The following is a 16,615-nucleotide window of genomic DNA, read 5'->3' on the forward strand; positions in this document are numbered from 1 at the left end:
GTATAGTGTTAGCCCACTATACACTGCTATACACACCTGTATAACCCATACACACCTGTATATAAGAGAAATAATGAACACAGAAAAACAAATCCAGCAAATAGCAAGCAGAGTACAGAGTGACACTTACGATCTTTGCATGTCTTTATGCTCACAACATATCAGGATGTCACAACAAACAAAGCTTGTATGCTTCCTAAGTAGTATCAACCTCAGCCCTGAACAAATTGCATTACAAGATGATATTGATTTAAAAGTGAGTAGTATTATTCGTATGCAAACACGGTATAAAGATGTAATTAGTTATTGTCGAGAATATTGCATTGAGCAATACAAGCGTTTTAATTTAATTGATGAATAATACCAAGGATAACAAAAATGAATAAACCAGATTTTACATTTCCAATTCAGACAGCCAATCAGCACAAAGAAAAGTTTAGTAAAGAAGATCCTGTAAATGCTGATTTGTTAGCCAAACGCAAAGCACTAACAAAGTTGTGTAAAAAGTATAATAGCCTGATTAACTACCTAACTGCACTTGCAGAAGATGAAACAGCAAGCCACGGGGATCGCCTTAAAGCTGTTAGTAAGCTGCTTGATTTACAAGATAAGCTCGCGAAGCAACTTGATGCTGAGGAAGATAAAGTGCGGAATGTTCGTGCAGCAGAAGAAGCAGAGAAAGCAGCTAAGAAAGGATCAGCAGAAGGAGTTTCTGGGGAGCAAGCTACATCACCAGAAGGAATCAAATTTGACTTCTCAGCTATCCGTGCAGCAGCTAAGAAAGAGAAAGAAGGTGGGGAATAATGAGTGTTCAGATTAAACGACGGGGCGACCATATCCCCGTTGTTCAAGGTATTTTAAATGCCGTAGGTGTTGATCCAAGTAGTGTAGGTGTTGAGAATTATTGTTTGATTCAGCTTATTGCACCTCAAACAATTGATAAGCTTGTAGAAGAGGCTTTACAGCACCCTAATACACTTGAAGCTGTGTTGATGGATAAAGGGGTTGATGGATTGCTTGTGCTTGCTGACATGTATCTGACAGCGTATAAAGCCCAACCATACACCAAAACAGATTACAGCAAGGCGTGGGACATTGCTGTCGCTGAGTATAACAAGCTTAGTGACCTTGATTGGTGCGTACAACTAAAAGGCTGAATGATGTGTACACCAAGCCGATCACACAATAAAACCTTTACAGGGCGGGGTGATTGCTTTGTCCCCGTCTAATTCTATCGAATTCTCACCTCTATTTCTTCCTTGCCGATACGTCCCATCTTTCTGATACACATACAAAAATTATCAACTCCTACTGCATACTTACATTAAATTTGAAGTGCTAAGGCTTATAGCTAGCTGCTAGCTTTTGTTTCATGCTATTATCTGGTTACAAAAGTGGTTACATTTCTGGTTACAAAACAAGGTTTAACCTTCTAAAATCATGCTTTACTGTCTAATGGCAGGATATAAGTTGTTGTTTTTGTGGGTAAATGTGAAGCTTGATTTAGTAATTTTGATTGACGCCTGTGAAGGCGACAGTAAGGTAAGACAAACATGAGCGAAAAATTGCAGAAGGTGCTAGCGCGTGCTGGCGTAGGTTCACGTCGTGAGATGGAAAGCTATATCCAATCAGGACGTGTGAGTGTGAATGGTGTGGTTGCCAAGCTTGGCGATCGTCTTGATGATCCGAGCGCGCTGGTGCGTGTAGACGGTCATCCTGTTCAACTAAGTGCGCCTTCTGAGTCTGTGTGTCGAGTCCTCGCATACAACAAACCGGAAGGCGAATTGTGTACGCGTAGCGATCCAGAAGGTCGTCGTACTGTCTTTGATCGTCTTCCCAAGCTAAGAGACGCGCGTTGGGTTGCTGTCGGTCGTCTGGATGCAAACACATCAGGCTTGTTGCTATTTACCACTGATGGTGAATTAGCAAACCGATTAATGCATCCAAGCCGCCAAGTGCAGCGTGAATACATGGTACGTGTATTCGGTGAGGTGAACGAAGACATGGTGCGTAATCTTGTCTCTGGTGTTGAGCTAGAAGACGGCGTAGCGCGTTTTGAGGACGTTGTTTACGCCGGCGGCGAAGGCATGAATCATACCTTCTATGTGGTGATCACCGAGGGACGCAACCGTGAGGTGCGCCGTTTGTGGGAAACCCAAGGGGTGACGGTGAGCCGTCTGAAGCGTGTTCGTTATGGCGATATCTATCTCGAGAAAGACTTGCCACGTGGTGGCTGGCGCGAGATGGAGTTAAAAGAAGTGAACTACTTGCGAGAAATGGTTGAAATGAAGCCAGAATCGCAAACAGTGATCACCCCAGAGGATCAGAAGCGCAAAAAATCACGCCAGAAAATTCGCCGTGCTGTTCGCCGCTATGAAGAACGTATTGATTCCGATAGCAAACCGAAAAAAGCGCGTCAAGCGCGTCGTGGTAACGCTCCCGCTGGTGGGCCGAAAGGCAGTGGACCTAAGCCTAAACAAGGCAACCCTCGAGCAGGCGCGCCGCGTGGCAAAGGCAAACCGCGCACCCGCAAATAACGTTTATAAAGTGGCATTTAAAAAAGCGTTAGCTAGAGCCCGGCACCTGCCGGGTTTTTTATGCGCTGTTTTCACCCTTCTTCAACCTGCATTGCCTCTCATTCTATTTTCATTCACATGATAACGATTCTTGTTTGTGATAATGTGCTACTTATTGTTTTATTAGTAAATGGATGTGATGAAAGCGGCCGAGCAGCACACCGCCACGCGTTTTGATCGAATCGAACGTGTGTTGGCGTATATTCATGCCAACCTTGACCAACCCTTAAATGTGGCAGACCTAGCTGCGTTAAGTTGCTGGTCACGTTGGCAGTTGCAGCGAGTTTTTTCGGAACAAACTGGGGTCAACGTTGCGCACTACGTACGAGAGCTAAAACTCGGGCAAGCGGCGCAACAGCTTGTCATGGGTCAAAGCCGTGTTATTGATATTGCGTTGATGTATGGCTTTGGCTCCGAGGCGAGCTTCTCGCGTGCATTTCGGCAACATTTTGGTATGACCCCGCGTCACTATCGGCAGCGCGGCGTGATGGATGGTATTCGCACACCGATGCATATTGCTAGTCTGACAACCTCTCAACCATCTTGGCTGTCTGTGCATATTAAAACGCGAGAGCCAATGCACTTAGTAGGCCAGCTTGGCTATATTCGAGGATTATTTTCATCACAGCCCGACTTTACCCATGTCGTGCCTGAGCTTTGGCAACACGTCCATCAGTCATTATGGTACGCCGGTGAGTGTGAGAGTATTGGCGCGATTAACGTTACCCAAGCGGAGACACTGGGTGAGCCTTTACCCTATTTAGCCGGTCAAATCACAATGCATCCGCCTGAAGACAATGCAATTACTCACTGGATAATCCCTGCCACAACCTATGCGGTGATCACACATACTGGCCCAGTGAGTGCATTGCCGGAAACGCTTAAGGCTTTTATCTACCACTGGCTGCCTCAATCTGGCTACACATGTACCGACGGGGTTGAGTTAGAGGTTTATCCTCCACACTATCAGCCTGCCGATAAGCACGCTGTGATGCACTATTGGGTGCCGCTCGACACCGCACACATTGCACCAAATTGAACAGTTTTTATCAGCCCTGCCCTTACAATGCGAATGATTTCGTTTTCCATTTAAGTTGTTTGAGTTGTAAGAAGGACGTTTTAATGCAGGCACCAACATCTCGCGTATTCGCCAATGGTTGGCGACGCTCGCCGTTAGCACTTGTTATCATGGGGACACTTACCAGTGCGTTGGCCCATGCTGAGAATGAACAGAGTGATATTGAAACCATTCACGTGCTGGGCGATACCTACCGAAATACTGCCACTAAAACAGTACTGGCACCAGAAGAGACGCCTCAAGCGGTTACCGTCATCGACCGAGACACTATCGAGCAGCGCCAAGCCAGCTCATTAAGTGAAGTAGTGCGCTACACCCCCGGCGTTAATACGGAGTTGCGAGGTGGGGCAGTGACGCGCCTCGATTTGTTTAATATTCGGGGCTTTATTAACTATCAAAACTTCTTTGATGGTCTCGCAGTGCCTTACAACACGTGGAATTTGCAGCCGCAAATCGATCCGATTGCCATCGAACAAGTCGAAGTTTTTAAAGGGCCGACGTCGGTGTTATACGGGAATATTCCACCGGGTGGCATGGTGAACATGATTGCGAAGACGCCGCAACAGCAAGCTGCACATCGCGTGGCGGTGAGTACTGATTCGGACGCGTTGCGTGAGGTGTCGGTCGACAGTACGGGCGCAATATCAGATACCTCACTGGCTTATCGAATAGTGGCACTGGCTCGGCAAAAAGACGGTCAGGCGGGTGACTCGGAAGAAGAGCGGTATGTGGTTGCTCCATCGTTAGATTGGCGGGTGTCGCCAGATACCTTGGTGAACGTTAACCTTTATTACCAAGCGGATCCGGCGGCGGGGATTTATACTTCATTACCCGCTAAAGGCTCGGTATTGCACAGTGACAAAGGCCGTTTATCGAGCGACAGCTTCTCCGGTGATAATCATTGGAACACCTACGACCGAGAATTCTTGATGCTCGGGTACAAGGTGCAGCATCAGCTTTCTGCCGATTGGTCAGTGCTTCACACCGCACGCTACACGGATGCAGATTTGCTGCAAAAAAACATGTATCACCAGAAGAGTAGCGATGGTCAGCACTACCCGCGCAATGCCTATCTTACCGAAGAATCTATGACGTCTTGGGTTGTCGATACCCAGCTATCAGGAGATTTACGTTGGGGGAAATCGCAACATTACACCTTATTGGGGCTCGACTATCAGAATATGTCTTCTGATGTTAGCTATGACGACACGTTAGCGGGTGTCGTGCCGGATATTGATATTTTTCACCCCAATAACCATCAGATTGACCCAAGCGCCTTGACCTTTGTTTATCAAGATCAGCACGATATCGAGGTGGCGCAGACGGGCATCTATGCTCAAGATCAAATCCTTTGGAAACAATGGGTTTTGCTTGCCGGTGCGCGGTACGATGAATATGAGTTAAAAGATGACCAACGCACCCTGTATGCAGGTACACCCAGTGGATCAGATAAAACGATTCGCCACTACAATTTAGCATTTCGTGCTGGGGCAATGTATCAATTCAACAACGGTATATCGCCTTATCTCAGCTATTCAGAAAGTTTTGAACCCACGGATATGGATAACCGCGGTAACGTATTTGATCCAGCCACGGGTAAACAATGGGAAGCGGGGCTTAAATATCTTTCACTAGATGGCACGACGGGATTCAATCTGGCGCTGTTTGAGCTCAAAAAACAGGATGCCTTGGTCAACGATCCCAACGACTCCTATGCGAAAATTCAAACCGGTGAAATTCGATCTCGTGGGATAGAAGTCTCCCTCGATCACGCGCTGAGTGTGGACACAGACGTGTCACTGACTTACGGCTACATGGATATGGAAATTACGGATGACCCTAATCTTGAGGGAAAAACGCCTGTTTGGGTGCCAGAGCAAACTGCCAGTGCATGGCTGAATCATCAAGTCAGTGCGGGGACACGAATCAGTGTTGGTGCGCGTTATGTTGGTGAGTCACAGGGTAACGCCAACAATACCTTTACCGTGCCGGATTATACGGTGTTTGACACCGCGATTCGCTATGACTTATCGCAGCTTTCCTCGTCGCTTTCGGGGGCAAAAGTGTCGCTATCTGCAACGAACTTGTTCGATAAGACCACATATAGCTGTTTTGATGAGTTGAACTGTTGGTATGGCGATGAGCGTAATATCAAGGCCAAGCTCAGCGTCGATTTTTAACCAGTGAAACACAAAAAGCGCCCCAGTTTTGGGGCGCTATCGATTAGCGTTTTGGTTGCGCATCAATACACTGACTGTGCTCGTTAATACCTTCTGGCGCCATCAGGTAAATATACAGCGGCATAATATCGAGTGGGGTTTTCAATGTTTGTGGATCCTCGCCGGGGAACGCGCTGGCGCGCATACTGGTGCGGGTGCCGCCCGGGTTGATGGCATTGACACGGACCTTGGTGTCAGACATCTCATCCGCCAGTACTTGCATCATACCTTCGGTCGCAAACTTAGATATCGCATAACTGCCCCAATAAGCACGACCTTGGTGGCCTACCGTTGATGAGGTAAATACAATGCGCGCGTCATCCGACTTCTTCAGCAACGGGAGTAGGGCTTGTGTCATTAGCATGGTCGCTTTGACGTTCACCTGCATGACATCATCGTGCGACTTCTCATCAATTTGGTCAAAAGGGCTGAGTACGCCAAGTAGCCCCGCGTTATGCAATACGCCATCTAAGCGACCAAATTGTTGCTCGATGGTATCGGCCATATCCATGTAATGCTGACGCGTGGCGCCGAGCATATCCAATGGGATAATAGCTGGCTGTGGCGCGCCCATCGCATCAATCTCGTCGTATACGGCTTCAAGCTTTTTCACAGTACGGCCCAGCAAAATAACCGTTGCGCCTTTTTCGGCGTAACTTAATGCGGCTTGACGGCCAATACCTGCGCCTGCACCGGTCACTAAAATGACGCGACCTGCTAGGGCATTTGAGGTAACTTGATATTCCACGATACAAATCCTTATTTATTGTTAAACGTAGATTATTGTAAGGTTGCGGGTGATGTGTGACAACCAAGCGCGTGATGCGCTGTATTAAGGCATTGCCACCAAAGTGAGACAAAGAGGATACAACATTGGAATTTATTGCGGATTATGGGCTGTTTTTGGCCAAAGTCATCACCTTTTTAGTGGCTGCAGTGGTACTGGTTGCCCTGGTTCGTGCCGCGAACGACAAGGGCGGACAAAAGGGGAGCCTGAAGATCACCGATCTGACCGAGAGCTTTAAGCATCATCGTGAAGCACTGGAACACCACCTTTACAATGAGGCAGAGCTAAAGGCGCGTGATAAGGCAGAGAAAAAAGCCAAGAAGGCGGAAAAGAAAGCCCAAAAAGCCGCGGCGAAGAAAGACAGCGAGCACAACCCGTCACGTGAGCCGCGATTGTTTGTACTGACCTTTAAGGGCAGTATCGATGCCCGTGAAGTGGAAGGGTTACGCGAAGAAATTTCAGCCATTCTCGCGGTGGCGACATCTGACGATGAAGTGTTGGTGCGTCTAGAAAGTGGCGGGGGCATGGTGCATGGCTATGGTCTTGCCGCTTCGCAGTTAGCAAGAATTCGGAAAGCGGGCGTGCATTTGACCATTTCGGTCGATAAAGTCGCTGCCAGCGGTGGCTATATGATGGCGTGTGTGGCGGATAAAATCATTGCAGCACCGTTTGCCATCATCGGGTCAATTGGTGTGATTGCGCAATTACCAAACTTTAATAAGTTACTGAAGAAGAACGATATCGAGTTTGAGCAACTGACCGCCGGTGAATTTAAGCGCACCCTGACGATGTTTGGTGAAAACACGGATAAAGCACGTGAAAAATTCCAAACCGAGTTAGAAGAAACCCACGATCTTTTCAAAGGGTTTATCACTGAGCATCGTCCGACATTAAATGTGGATACCGTGGCAACGGGTGAGCATTGGTTCGGTAATCAAGCCATTGATTTGGGTCTTATCGATGCGGTGAGTACCAGCGATGAATATTTATTTGAGGCGGCAAACAGCGAGCGTCATGTCCTTGCGGTGAGCTATCATCAGCGTAAAAACATCGCAGAAAAGCTTGCAGGCGCCTCAGCAGAGGTTGCTGATCGCGTGTTACTTAAATGGATCAGCCGCGGCCAGCGTCCCTTGATTTAACGCTTGTTTGTCATCACACCATCATGTTTCACCGTGATGGTGTGGTTTCAACCGTGGAGTGAGCAAAATATTGGCTATGATTGGAGTCAAAACGCACAAATATTGTGAGCCAAGCCAAAAATTATCGTTTCTGTTTGGCTATTTATCGGGTCGCAATGGTAATGATTAGCGCGTTTTTTCCCGAATCTGTCTTTAAAAGATGGACCACAATAAATGATCACAATTAACTAACAATTGTGGAAGGGACAAGCAATCAGCGTGTTTTACTGCGAATTTAGTTGATATTCGGTCAGACTCGCTCAATATTGTAAAACAGAAAGCGTCTTACTCACTATCATGAGTTTGCAACGCAACGAATTATCGACAGTTTTTAGCGCAAAGGGCGTACATTAGGTCATTATGGGCAAATCTCTCGTCATCGTGGAGTCCCCAGCAAAGGCGAAAACGATCAACAAATACCTCGGCAAAGACTTCATCGTGAAGTCGAGTGTCGGGCATGTTCGTGACCTGCCAACTGGTTCGACGCAGGGCGGCAAAAAWGCCGCTCCAGTGTCAACGAAAGGGCTCAGCGCCGAAGAAAAAGCGCGAATCAAGAAAGAAAAAGAAAAGAAGGCGCTCATCAACAAGATGGGCGTCGATCCTTACAATGGTTGGCAAGCGAAATACCAAGTCCTGCCGGGTAAGGAGAAAGTGGTTGCCGAACTCAAGCAGCTAGCGGAGAAAGCGGATCACGTTTATCTCGCAACGGATTTGGACCGCGAAGGGGAAGCCATTGCTTGGCACCTGCGGGAACTGATCGGTGGCGACCATGATCGCTTCAAACGCGTGGTGTTTAACGAAATCACCAAAAATGCGATTACACAAGCCTTTGAAACACCGGGCGATGTCAATATTGATGGCGTCAATGCGCAGCAAGCCCGCCGTTTCCTCGACCGTGTCGTCGGGTTTATGGTCTCGCCGTTGCTGTGGAAAAAAGTTGCGCGTGGCCTATCGGCGGGTCGTGTTCAGTCGGTGGCGGTAAAACTGCTGGTTGAACGCGAGCATGAGATTAAAGCCTTTATTCCAGAGGAATTCTGGGATGTGCATGCGGATACCCTAACGCCGAACGCACAGGCACTTCGTTTGCTGGTGGCACAACAAAACGGCAAGGCGTTCAAGCCGAAGAACAAAGATCAGGCCATGGCGGCGGTGTCAGCGCTTGAGCATGCAAGCTTTGTGGTACGCGATCGCGAAGATCGTCCGTCAACCAGCAAGCCGTCTGCGCCTTATATCACCTCGACATTGCAGCAGGCGGCCAGTACTCGCTTGGGCTTTGGGGTGAAAAAGACCATGATGCTGGCTCAGCGTTTGTATGAAGCCGGTTACATCACCTATATGCGTACCGACTCGACCAACCTCAGCAAAGAAGCGGTCGAAGCAGCCCGTGGCCATATTGCGAGTGAATATGGCGAGCAATATTTGCCAGAGTCTGCGAATGTGTATGGTGCGAAGGCGAATGCACAGGAAGCGCACGAAGCGATTCGTCCCTCTGATGTGGGTGTGAGCGCGAATGATCTGCAAGGCATGGACCCAGACGCCCATCGTCTGTATGACTTGATTTGGCGCCAGTTTGTTGCCTGTCAAATGATGCCAGCGAAGTATGATTCAACCACACTGACCGTCGCAGCCGGTGATTTCTCGCTGAAAGCGAAAGGACGCACGCTGCGCTTTGATGGTTGGACACGCGTTCAACGCCCATCGGGCAAGAACGAGGACCAAACCTTACCGGCTGTCGATGTGGGTGAAACCCTCAAGTTAGAGCAGCTTGATCCTAAGCAGCACTTTACCAAGCCACCGGCACGCTTTACTGAGGCCGCACTGGTAAAAGAGCTTGAAAAGCGAGGGATCGGTCGACCATCGACCTATGCGTCTATCATTTCCACCATTCAAGACCGCGGGTATGTGCGGGTTGAAAACCGTCGCTTTTATGCTGAGAAAATGGGCGAAATTGTGACGGATCGACTCAACCATAGCTTCGCTGATCTGATGGATTATGACTTTACCGCGCGGATGGAAGCGTCGTTAGACAAAATTGCCGTCGGTGATATCGATTGGAAAGCGGTGCTCGATAACTTCTTTGCCGACTTTGCCTCGGAGCTGGAAACCGCAGAGCAAGACGAAGACGACGGTGGGATGAAGCCTAACTACATGGTGATGACAGATATCGACTGTCCAACCTGTGGCCGTAAAATGGGTATTCGTACCGCGTCGACAGGGGTATTCCTTGGTTGTTCGGGCTATGCGTTACCACCGAAAGAGCGTTGTAAAACCACCATCAACCTGATGGATGAAGATGGTATTGTCAACGTGCTTGAGGAAGACGTTGAAACGGCCGATCTTCGGGCGATGAAGCGTTGTCCGATTTGCGAAACCGCCATGGATTCTTACCTGATCGACCAGCACCGAAAACTGCACGTTTGTGGTAATAACCCAAGCTGTGAAGGTTATGTGGTCGAAAAAGGTGAATTCAAGCCAAAAGGCTACGATGGCCCGGTCGTTGAGTGCGACAAGTGTGGTAGCGACATGGTGCTGAAAAATGGTCGTTTCGGTAAATACATGGGATGTACCAACGAGGAATGTAAGAACACGCGTAAGATCCTCAAAAATGGTGAGATTGCTCCACCGAAAGAAGATCCTGTGCATTTCCCCGAGTTGCCGTGTGAAAACTCGGACGCGTATTTCGTGTTGCGTGATGGCGCATCGGGTCTATTTATGGCCGCGAGTAACTTCCCGAAGTCTCGTGAAACACGCGCACCTTTGGTTGAAGAGCTTCACCGCTTTAAAGACCGTATTTCTGATAAGTTCAAATACTTAGCAGATGCGCCACAGGAAGATCCGGAAGGACGTCCGACAGTGGTTCGCTTTGCGCGCAAAACGAAAGAAAACTATGTGCGCAGTGAAGAAGACGGAAAACCGACAGGTTGGTCAGCGTTCTTTGTTGATGGTCAGTGGGAAGTCACCGACAAACGTAAGAAAAAAGCCAAGGCTGACTAAGCCGAAGCGCTTGTGATTCAAACCCGCCAGTACGGCGGGTTTTTTCGTTGTAGGCACGAGTGAACCTTTGCTTGATCCGTCCCAATATCTTCTCGATACCAATTGCTAAAATGCCGCCTTTCATTTCTTCTCTGAGGCCACATGGAGCTTCATCAATTAGTCAATACACTGGGCCAAGACTTAAAATACCGTTATGGCGAACGTGTTCATAAGCTCACATTGCATGGCGGTTTTAGCTGCCCCAATCGTGATGGTACGCTTGGGCGAGGCGGGTGCACATTTTGCAATGTGGCTTCGTTTGCGGATGAGCAGGCTCAGCATGGCTCGGTGAGCCAGCAACTACAGCAACGCGCCAAAGAAGTCGATCGCGCTCGATGCTATCTTGCCTATTTTCAGGCCTACACCAGCACTTACGACGAAGTCACACGCTTAAAAGCCTTGTATGAGCAAGCACTCGCGCGGGAAAACATGGTGGGGCTTTGTGTCGGTACACGCCCTGATTGTGTGCCACAGGCTGTATTGGCGTTGTTGGCAGACTATCACCAACAAGGGTTTGAGGTTTGGTTAGAGCTTGGCTTACAAACCGCTCACGATAAAACCCTAAAGCGTATTAATCGCGGTCATGATGTTGCCGTTTATGAAGCCGTTACCCAGCAGGCGCGTGCATTGGGCATAAAAGTCTGTACCCACTTGATCGTGGGTTTGCCAGGCGAAGACTTGGCGGCACACCAGCAAACCATTGATCGGGTCGTGGGTGTCGGGACGGATGGGGTTAAGCTTCACCCATTGCATATTGTTGAAGGCAGCACCATGGCGAAGGCGTGGCGAGCAGGGCGTCAGTTTGCGATGTCTTTGGAAGACTATGTACGCAGCGCGACCATGATGATCCAGCGAACACCGCCAGAGGTGGTATATCATCGTGTGTCTGCCAGTGCCCGTCCACCCACATTGCTGGCCCCTTTATGGTGCGAGAACCGCTGGCTCGCGATGACGGAAATCGCGAACCAGTTGGACAGTTCAGGGGCGCAAGGCACAGCACTCGGCCGGCCATTTATGCCTCGTTAGCGTGATGCCGATTGGGGAGTAAACGCGTCGCAAGACGGCGAAAAAGGTGGCCAATGTCTTGTAAAATAAGATACAAGCATGGGACCAAGAATAGTGTCAGCAGGGTCGCAAACATCACCGCAAAACCGAGTGCGACCGCCATGGGGATCACAAACCGTGCCTGCAGGCTGGTTTCAAACATGATGGGGAGTACCCCTGCAAAGGTGGTGATGGAGGTGAGCGTAATGGCACGAAAACGCGCACAGCCGGCGTCTATCACCGCTTGTTTGATGGCAACCCCCGCTTCTCGCGCACGATTGATGTAATCCGTCATCACCAAGGAGTCATTCACCACCACACCAGCAGCTGCGATCAAACCAAATGTCGACATCAAGCTCAGATCGATATCAAACCAATAGTGCCCCCAGATGGCGCCGGTTAAGCTAAAGGGGATCACAGACATAATGATCAACGGCTGCGTGTAGCTTTTTAGCGGTACTGCGAGCAGGGCATACACCACAATCATCCCTGCAATAAAGAACAAAATTTGCTCGTTTTGTTGGGCTTGCTGCTCTTCTATTGAGCCGCTGAGCTCGGTGGTGACATCGGGATAACGCGTCAGAATTTCGGGAATGATGTCTTTATCGATGGTGTCGATAATTGCGCTAGGCTCCACTTGCTCTTCGTCGATCGCGCCATATACATACACGGTACGGAACCCAGCCTCTCGTCGTAAACTGTTCACGCCAGGCTGTTGTTTTAGCTCCACGACATCCCCCAACATCACTTGTTGGCCTGATGGCGTGGTGATGATGGCATAACGCAGAGATGAGAAGGCTTCACGGGTGAGTTTGGGGTAACGCACCATCACTTTCACCTCTTCGCCGTCGCGGATCATTCGTTGCGCTTCGCCGCCATAAAAGCTCCCTCCTACTTGCATGGCAATGGTGGTGAGATCGAGCCCGAGATCATAAGCGACGGGTGTAAGTGAGATGAGCACCTCTTGACTCGCTGAATCAATTGATGAGGAGATATCATAAAGACCAGGCTGCTGATTAAGTCGAGACATCAGTGCACGCCCAGCTTGATTTAAGGTAGTGATATCGGGTCCGAACAAGAGGTAGCCAAACTCGTCGCCGTCTTCACCGCCATTAACGTCATCCTGAATCGTGAGTGTTTTCACGCCGGGAATATCCGGCATTGCTTCGCGCCAACGACGCGACAACTCAAAGGTGGTGAAAGGACGAATGTCGTCATCGACCAAGGGGATCACCAACTCGCCAGATGTGCGTCCATCGTTAAACACTAGGGTATCTTTGATGATACGTTGCCCGGTTTCCAACGCGATTTGGTCATCAACGCGATATACCATGCTCTCAATCGCTTTGAGGGCGTCAATGGTTTGTTCACTCGACGCATTGTTATTCATGGTCAGGTTTATGCTAGGAAAGTCATGCGGTACTTTAGGCGTTGGCACCATACGCACATGGTTCGCGGTAACTAGGCCAATCGCAATCGCCAGCAGGGTGATGAAGGTGGCAAGCACCGACCAGCGCCAATGGACGCAGAATGTGACCGCTCGTTGGTACGGACCACGAATAAACCGTTGGAACTGTTGGTTGAATCGCTCCCTCACACTATGGTGCTTGGGGGGCGTAAAATGGGTGTGTGCGAGGTGAGCTGGTAAAATCAGCTTAGACTCAATTAAGCTAAACACCAGACATAACATAACGATCGATGCAATGCCGAAGAAGAAAGCCCGCTCTGGGCCGCTGGACATGATAAAGGGAGCAAACACCGCAATGGTGGTGAGTACGCCAAATGTGGCGGGTGTGGCGACGCGCTGTGCCCCTTTAACCACGTTATCTACGCCGCCGCCGACTTTTTCGATTTGGGTGTAAACACTTTCACCGATCACGATGGCATCGTCGACAACAATCCCCAAGACCATAATAAACGCAAAAAGCGAGACGATATTGATGCTCACGCCAATCAATGGCATTAACATCACGGCACCTAAAAAGCACACTGGTAGGCCGATCATCACCCACATCGCGAGCTTGAAACGCAAGAAAACGGTAAGCAATAGTGCAACCAACACCGCCCCTTGAAGCAGGTTTTTCAGCATCATATCGAGGCGAGCGTTTAAGTAGTAGGTCATATCAACGACCGACTTAAGCTTTAACCCTGGCGGTAAGGTCTGGTTTTTGGCGTCAATGTACTGGTTCACCGCGTCGGCGACCGTCACCATATTTTCGGATGCGGTCGCTTGTACATTTAAGAAAATGGCATTTTGCCCTGAGTATTTGAAATACAGCTCGCCTTCGGTGAAGCCATCTTTAATAGTGGCAATATCTTGAAGTAGTAAACGGCTGCCATTGGGACCAATTTTGATCGGAATCGAGCGGAATTCATCACCGCGATAACGTTGGTTCTCAACCCGAATGGAGATCATGCCATTGTTGGTGCGAACTTCACCCGCAGAGAAATTCGCAGAATAACGGGCGATGGCATCACTGACCTGATTCAAGGTGAGATTGTATTTCTGTAGTACCTGTGGAGGGACTTCAATCGCAATTTCATAGGTAGGAGCACTGAGCTCAACCAATGTCACGTCTTCAAGTTGGAGCAGTTCATCTTCAATTTTCTGCGCCACAGGCTTAAGCTCGGTGAGGGGTTTATCTCCTACCACCGCCATGCTTATTACGGTTTGTCGAAACTCAACTTGCGCGACAGTCAGTGGTTCCATATTGCCGGGTAAGTTTGATAGGGCATCGACTTTTTGTTTGACTCTATCAAGGACAAGGTTGAGATCTTCGCCGACATCGACTTCAATCGCGACGCGGCCATAGCCTCGTCTCGCTGTAGAAACCACCGACTCAATGCCACTGACATCTTTGATAGCTTCCTCCACTTTGACCAAGATACTTTCTTCAACTTCTTGTGGTGAGGCGCCAGGGTAGTCGGCGGTGATATGGATATAATTGATTTCAATGTTGGGAAACATCTGACGCTGGATAAAAAAATAGCTAGCAACCCCCATCACAATAATAAAAATCATGATCAGGTTGGCTGCGACTGGGTTATGGGCAAAGTAGGCGATCAGGCCACGTGATTGTGTCGTGTCACTCATCATTGGCCTCCGCGACTTGAGAGGCGAGGCGCACCGTCATTCCCTTTTCTGGAAATTCCGGTAGGGTGACGACCAATCTGTCGTTTGGCTCTAGACCTTGGTCGGCAAACATAAATTCGCCTTCTGTGCGGACGACTCGTATCGTCCGTGGCATCAGCTCGTTGTTATCGTTTACCACCCAAACTTGTCGATTCTGAATTAACTCCTGAGGCAACTTAAAAACATCACTCAGTGTGGTACCCGTAAACGTGACTTCGACATAGCTACCGAACGGAAGAGGCATTGCGTCGCTATTGATCCCATAAGGGTCATCAAGCCTTACGACGACTTGCATCATTCGGGTGCGCTTTTCAACCACCCCTAAATCTCTGACGACGTTTCCTTGCCGAGAAACGGGTTGCGCACTGTTACGTGTAATAGTGGCCCCGATGCCAGCCAACTGCATCGGCAGAAAAGCACTGTCAAAGCCGGGAATGGGGAGATGAATCTCGGCTGATTCAATATTGTTGAGTGTAGCGACAGGCGTACCGATATTGATGTATTGGCCAACCCCGATTTCGCGAGACACGACCAAGGCATCATAAGGTGCTGTTACCTGACAGTTAGCAAGATCGCGCTGTGCGCGTTTGAGCGCTGCCTGTGCCGATTTGACGCGCGCCTGTGCGCTCAACACTTGGGGCTTTCTCAAGTACAAGTCTGTCACTTGTGAGGCGGGGAGTGTCTTCGCTTGTCGTTGAGCGACAGCGGCTTGCGCTTGTTCTTCAATCAGCGCGGCTTTGGCACTGGCGAGATCCGCTTCAGCGCTTAGCACAGCGGCCTCATAATTATCTGGTTCGATGGCAAAAAGGATTTCTCCACGTTTCACAATACCGCCAGCAACAAAGCTTGGATGCCAACTGACCACTTCGCCTGAAACCTGAGCCGCGACTTGCGTAGTCTCAACCGGCATTACTTCACCGTGTGCTCGGAGCACAACTTGGTGTTGCATCGGAGAAATGACTTGGGTTTCTACCACTGGCGCGGCTTGTGAAACAACGTCTGCCTCAGTTTGAGGTTCAGTCGCAGCGATTGCCGTATAGGCGAGGTAGCCAAGGGCAAGAATAAGCGGTGGAGCAACCCAACGAAGTCCTTTCATCTGCAGTGGTTTCCTTTTCAACCTATCTACTGGTAACACATACTACGTGTTTGATTTTCTTTCCTGTACTGACCAAGTTATCACGCAACTGCCTATCTGGAAGTATTCTCAGAATGAACCTTTGATGATGGTCTTGTTTTTAATGGCTTAATTATCTTTATAGACCTTCAGTGATGCGGTTACGTACACCAAAATACCTTTCAGTGCGTTTTCCAAGGTTGTCCCTCTGCGTGCCCGATGATCAGACTTATCCTATGAGCACATCGGTTGTTCTTATTTTTCGTTTTAAAATTTCATGTTTCATCAATTAGTGCTGTTGATCACGCGTAAAAAGCGTTTTTTAATATTTCTTGTTGTAAATTAACCATGAGGGTAACTGTGTTTTTTGATTGATTATTCGTGACGGTAACCAAGTTTTGAGGTTTTTGTTCTAATTTTATTATGATTTATATCATTAAAGCTCTATTTTTC

The 16,615-nt window shown here is 48.9% G+C and carries 12 protein-coding genes; 9 read left to right on the top strand and 3 right to left on the bottom strand.

All coding sequences use genetic code 11. The features are described 5' to 3' along the window. Positions 1–73 precede the first annotated feature (73 nt). The 6 genes from BZJ19_RS16485 (at position 74) to BZJ19_RS16510 (ending at position 5,834) form a co-directional block, all read left to right on the top strand. The gene (locus tag BZJ19_RS16485) at positions 74–361 is read left to right on the top strand and encodes a hypothetical protein (protein WP_131826415.1); all 288 of its coding nucleotides are present in this window, start codon (positions 74–76) and stop codon (positions 359–361) included. Positions 362–378: 17 nt separating this feature from the next. Next, complete coding sequence (locus BZJ19_RS16490; protein ID WP_077676421.1) at positions 379–804, top strand: hypothetical protein; 426 nt, start codon at positions 379–381, stop codon at positions 802–804. After that, positions 804–1,157, top strand: coding sequence for a hypothetical protein (locus BZJ19_RS16495; protein WP_077676422.1), 354 nt, complete (start codon positions 804–806; stop codon positions 1,155–1,157). The genes BZJ19_RS16490 and BZJ19_RS16495 overlap by 1 nt, the downstream gene beginning before the upstream one ends. 396 nt (positions 1,158–1,553) lie before the next feature. Next, positions 1,554–2,537 carry a 23S rRNA pseudouridine(2605) synthase RluB gene (gene rluB / locus BZJ19_RS16500; RefSeq protein WP_077480182.1) on the top strand — a complete coding sequence of 328 codons (984 nt, stop codon included), beginning with the start codon at positions 1,554–1,556 and terminating at the stop codon, positions 2,535–2,537. Between the two features lie 178 nt (positions 2,538–2,715). Continuing rightward, positions 2,716–3,615: an AraC family transcriptional regulator gene (locus tag BZJ19_RS16505; protein ID WP_235608282.1), complete on the top strand. Its 900-nt coding sequence runs from the start codon at positions 2,716–2,718 to the stop codon at positions 3,613–3,615. Positions 3,616–3,698: 83 nt separating this feature from the next. Next, complete coding sequence (locus BZJ19_RS16510; protein WP_077676424.1) at positions 3,699–5,834, top strand: TonB-dependent siderophore receptor; 2,136 nt, start codon at positions 3,699–3,701, stop codon at positions 5,832–5,834. A 43-nt stretch (positions 5,835–5,877) separates the two neighbouring features. Here BZJ19_RS16510 and BZJ19_RS16515 read toward each other — a convergent pair whose 3' ends face one another. Then, positions 5,878–6,621: a YciK family oxidoreductase gene (locus BZJ19_RS16515; protein ID WP_077676425.1), complete on the bottom strand. Its 744-nt coding sequence runs from the start codon at positions 6,619–6,621 to the stop codon at positions 5,878–5,880. Positions 6,622–6,746: 125 nt separating this feature from the next. On the opposite strand from BZJ19_RS16515, the gene sohB reads away from it, so the two are divergent. The 3 genes from sohB to mnmL all read left to right on the top strand — a co-directional run bounded on the left by sohB (position 6,747) and on the right by mnmL (position 11,897). Then, on the top strand, positions 6,747–7,799 hold the full coding sequence (gene sohB / locus BZJ19_RS16520; protein WP_077676426.1) for a protease SohB: 1,053 nt from the start codon (positions 6,747–6,749) through the stop codon (positions 7,797–7,799). Positions 7,800–8,198: 399 nt separating this feature from the next. Then, the gene (topA, locus tag BZJ19_RS16525; protein ID WP_077676427.1) at positions 8,199–10,832 is read left to right on the top strand and encodes a type I DNA topoisomerase; all 2,634 of its coding nucleotides are present in this window, start codon (positions 8,199–8,201) and stop codon (positions 10,830–10,832) included. 141 nt (positions 10,833–10,973) lie between these two features. Further along, complete coding sequence (gene mnmL, locus BZJ19_RS16530) at positions 10,974–11,897, top strand: tRNA modification radical SAM protein MnmL/YtqA (protein WP_077676428.1); 924 nt, start codon at positions 10,974–10,976, stop codon at positions 11,895–11,897. On the opposite strand, the gene BZJ19_RS16535 is transcribed toward mnmL, so the two are convergent. Next, entirely contained in the window at positions 11,884–15,009 is a 3,126-nt protein-coding gene (locus BZJ19_RS16535) for an efflux RND transporter permease subunit (RefSeq protein WP_077676429.1), read from the bottom strand. The two genes, mnmL and BZJ19_RS16535, sit on opposite strands and share 14 nt — an antisense overlap. Beyond that, entirely contained in the window at positions 15,002–16,144 is a 1,143-nt protein-coding gene (locus BZJ19_RS16540; RefSeq protein WP_077676430.1) for an efflux RND transporter periplasmic adaptor subunit, read from the bottom strand. The genes BZJ19_RS16535 and BZJ19_RS16540 overlap by 8 nt, the downstream gene beginning before the upstream one ends. Positions 16,145–16,615: the final 471 nt, after the last annotated feature.

Origin of the sequence: Salinivibrio proteolyticus, from assembly GCF_001996165.1 — a bacterium.
Classification (GTDB): domain Bacteria; phylum Pseudomonadota; class Gammaproteobacteria; order Enterobacterales; family Vibrionaceae; genus Salinivibrio; species Salinivibrio proteolyticus.

Excerpts from the sequence above, each read along its gene's own strand:
- BZJ19_RS16490 (WP_077676421.1), top strand. The coding sequence starts at position 379 with ATGAATAAACCAGATTTTACATTTCCAATTCAGACAGCCAATCAGCAC.
- BZJ19_RS16485 (WP_131826415.1), top strand. The coding sequence starts at position 74 with ATGAACACAGAAAAACAAATCCAGCAAATAGCAAGCAGAGTACAGAGT.
- mnmL (WP_077676428.1), top strand. The coding sequence starts at position 10,974 with ATGGAGCTTCATCAATTAGTCAATACACTGGGCCAAGACTTAAAATAC.
- BZJ19_RS16495 (WP_077676422.1), top strand. The coding sequence starts at position 804 with ATGAGTGTTCAGATTAAACGACGGGGCGACCATATCCCCGTTGTTCAA.
- rluB (WP_077480182.1), top strand. The coding sequence starts at position 1,554 with ATGAGCGAAAAATTGCAGAAGGTGCTAGCGCGTGCTGGCGTAGGTTCA.
- BZJ19_RS16505 (WP_235608282.1), top strand. The coding sequence starts at position 2,716 with ATGAAAGCGGCCGAGCAGCACACCGCCACGCGTTTTGATCGAATCGAA.
- BZJ19_RS16510 (WP_077676424.1), top strand. The coding sequence starts at position 3,699 with ATGCAGGCACCAACATCTCGCGTATTCGCCAATGGTTGGCGACGCTCG.
- BZJ19_RS16540 (WP_077676430.1), bottom strand. The coding sequence starts at position 16,144 with ATGAAAGGACTTCGTTGGGTTGCTCCACCGCTTATTCTTGCCCTTGGC.
- BZJ19_RS16535 (WP_077676429.1), bottom strand. The coding sequence starts at position 15,009 with ATGAGTGACACGACACAATCACGTGGCCTGATCGCCTACTTTGCCCAT.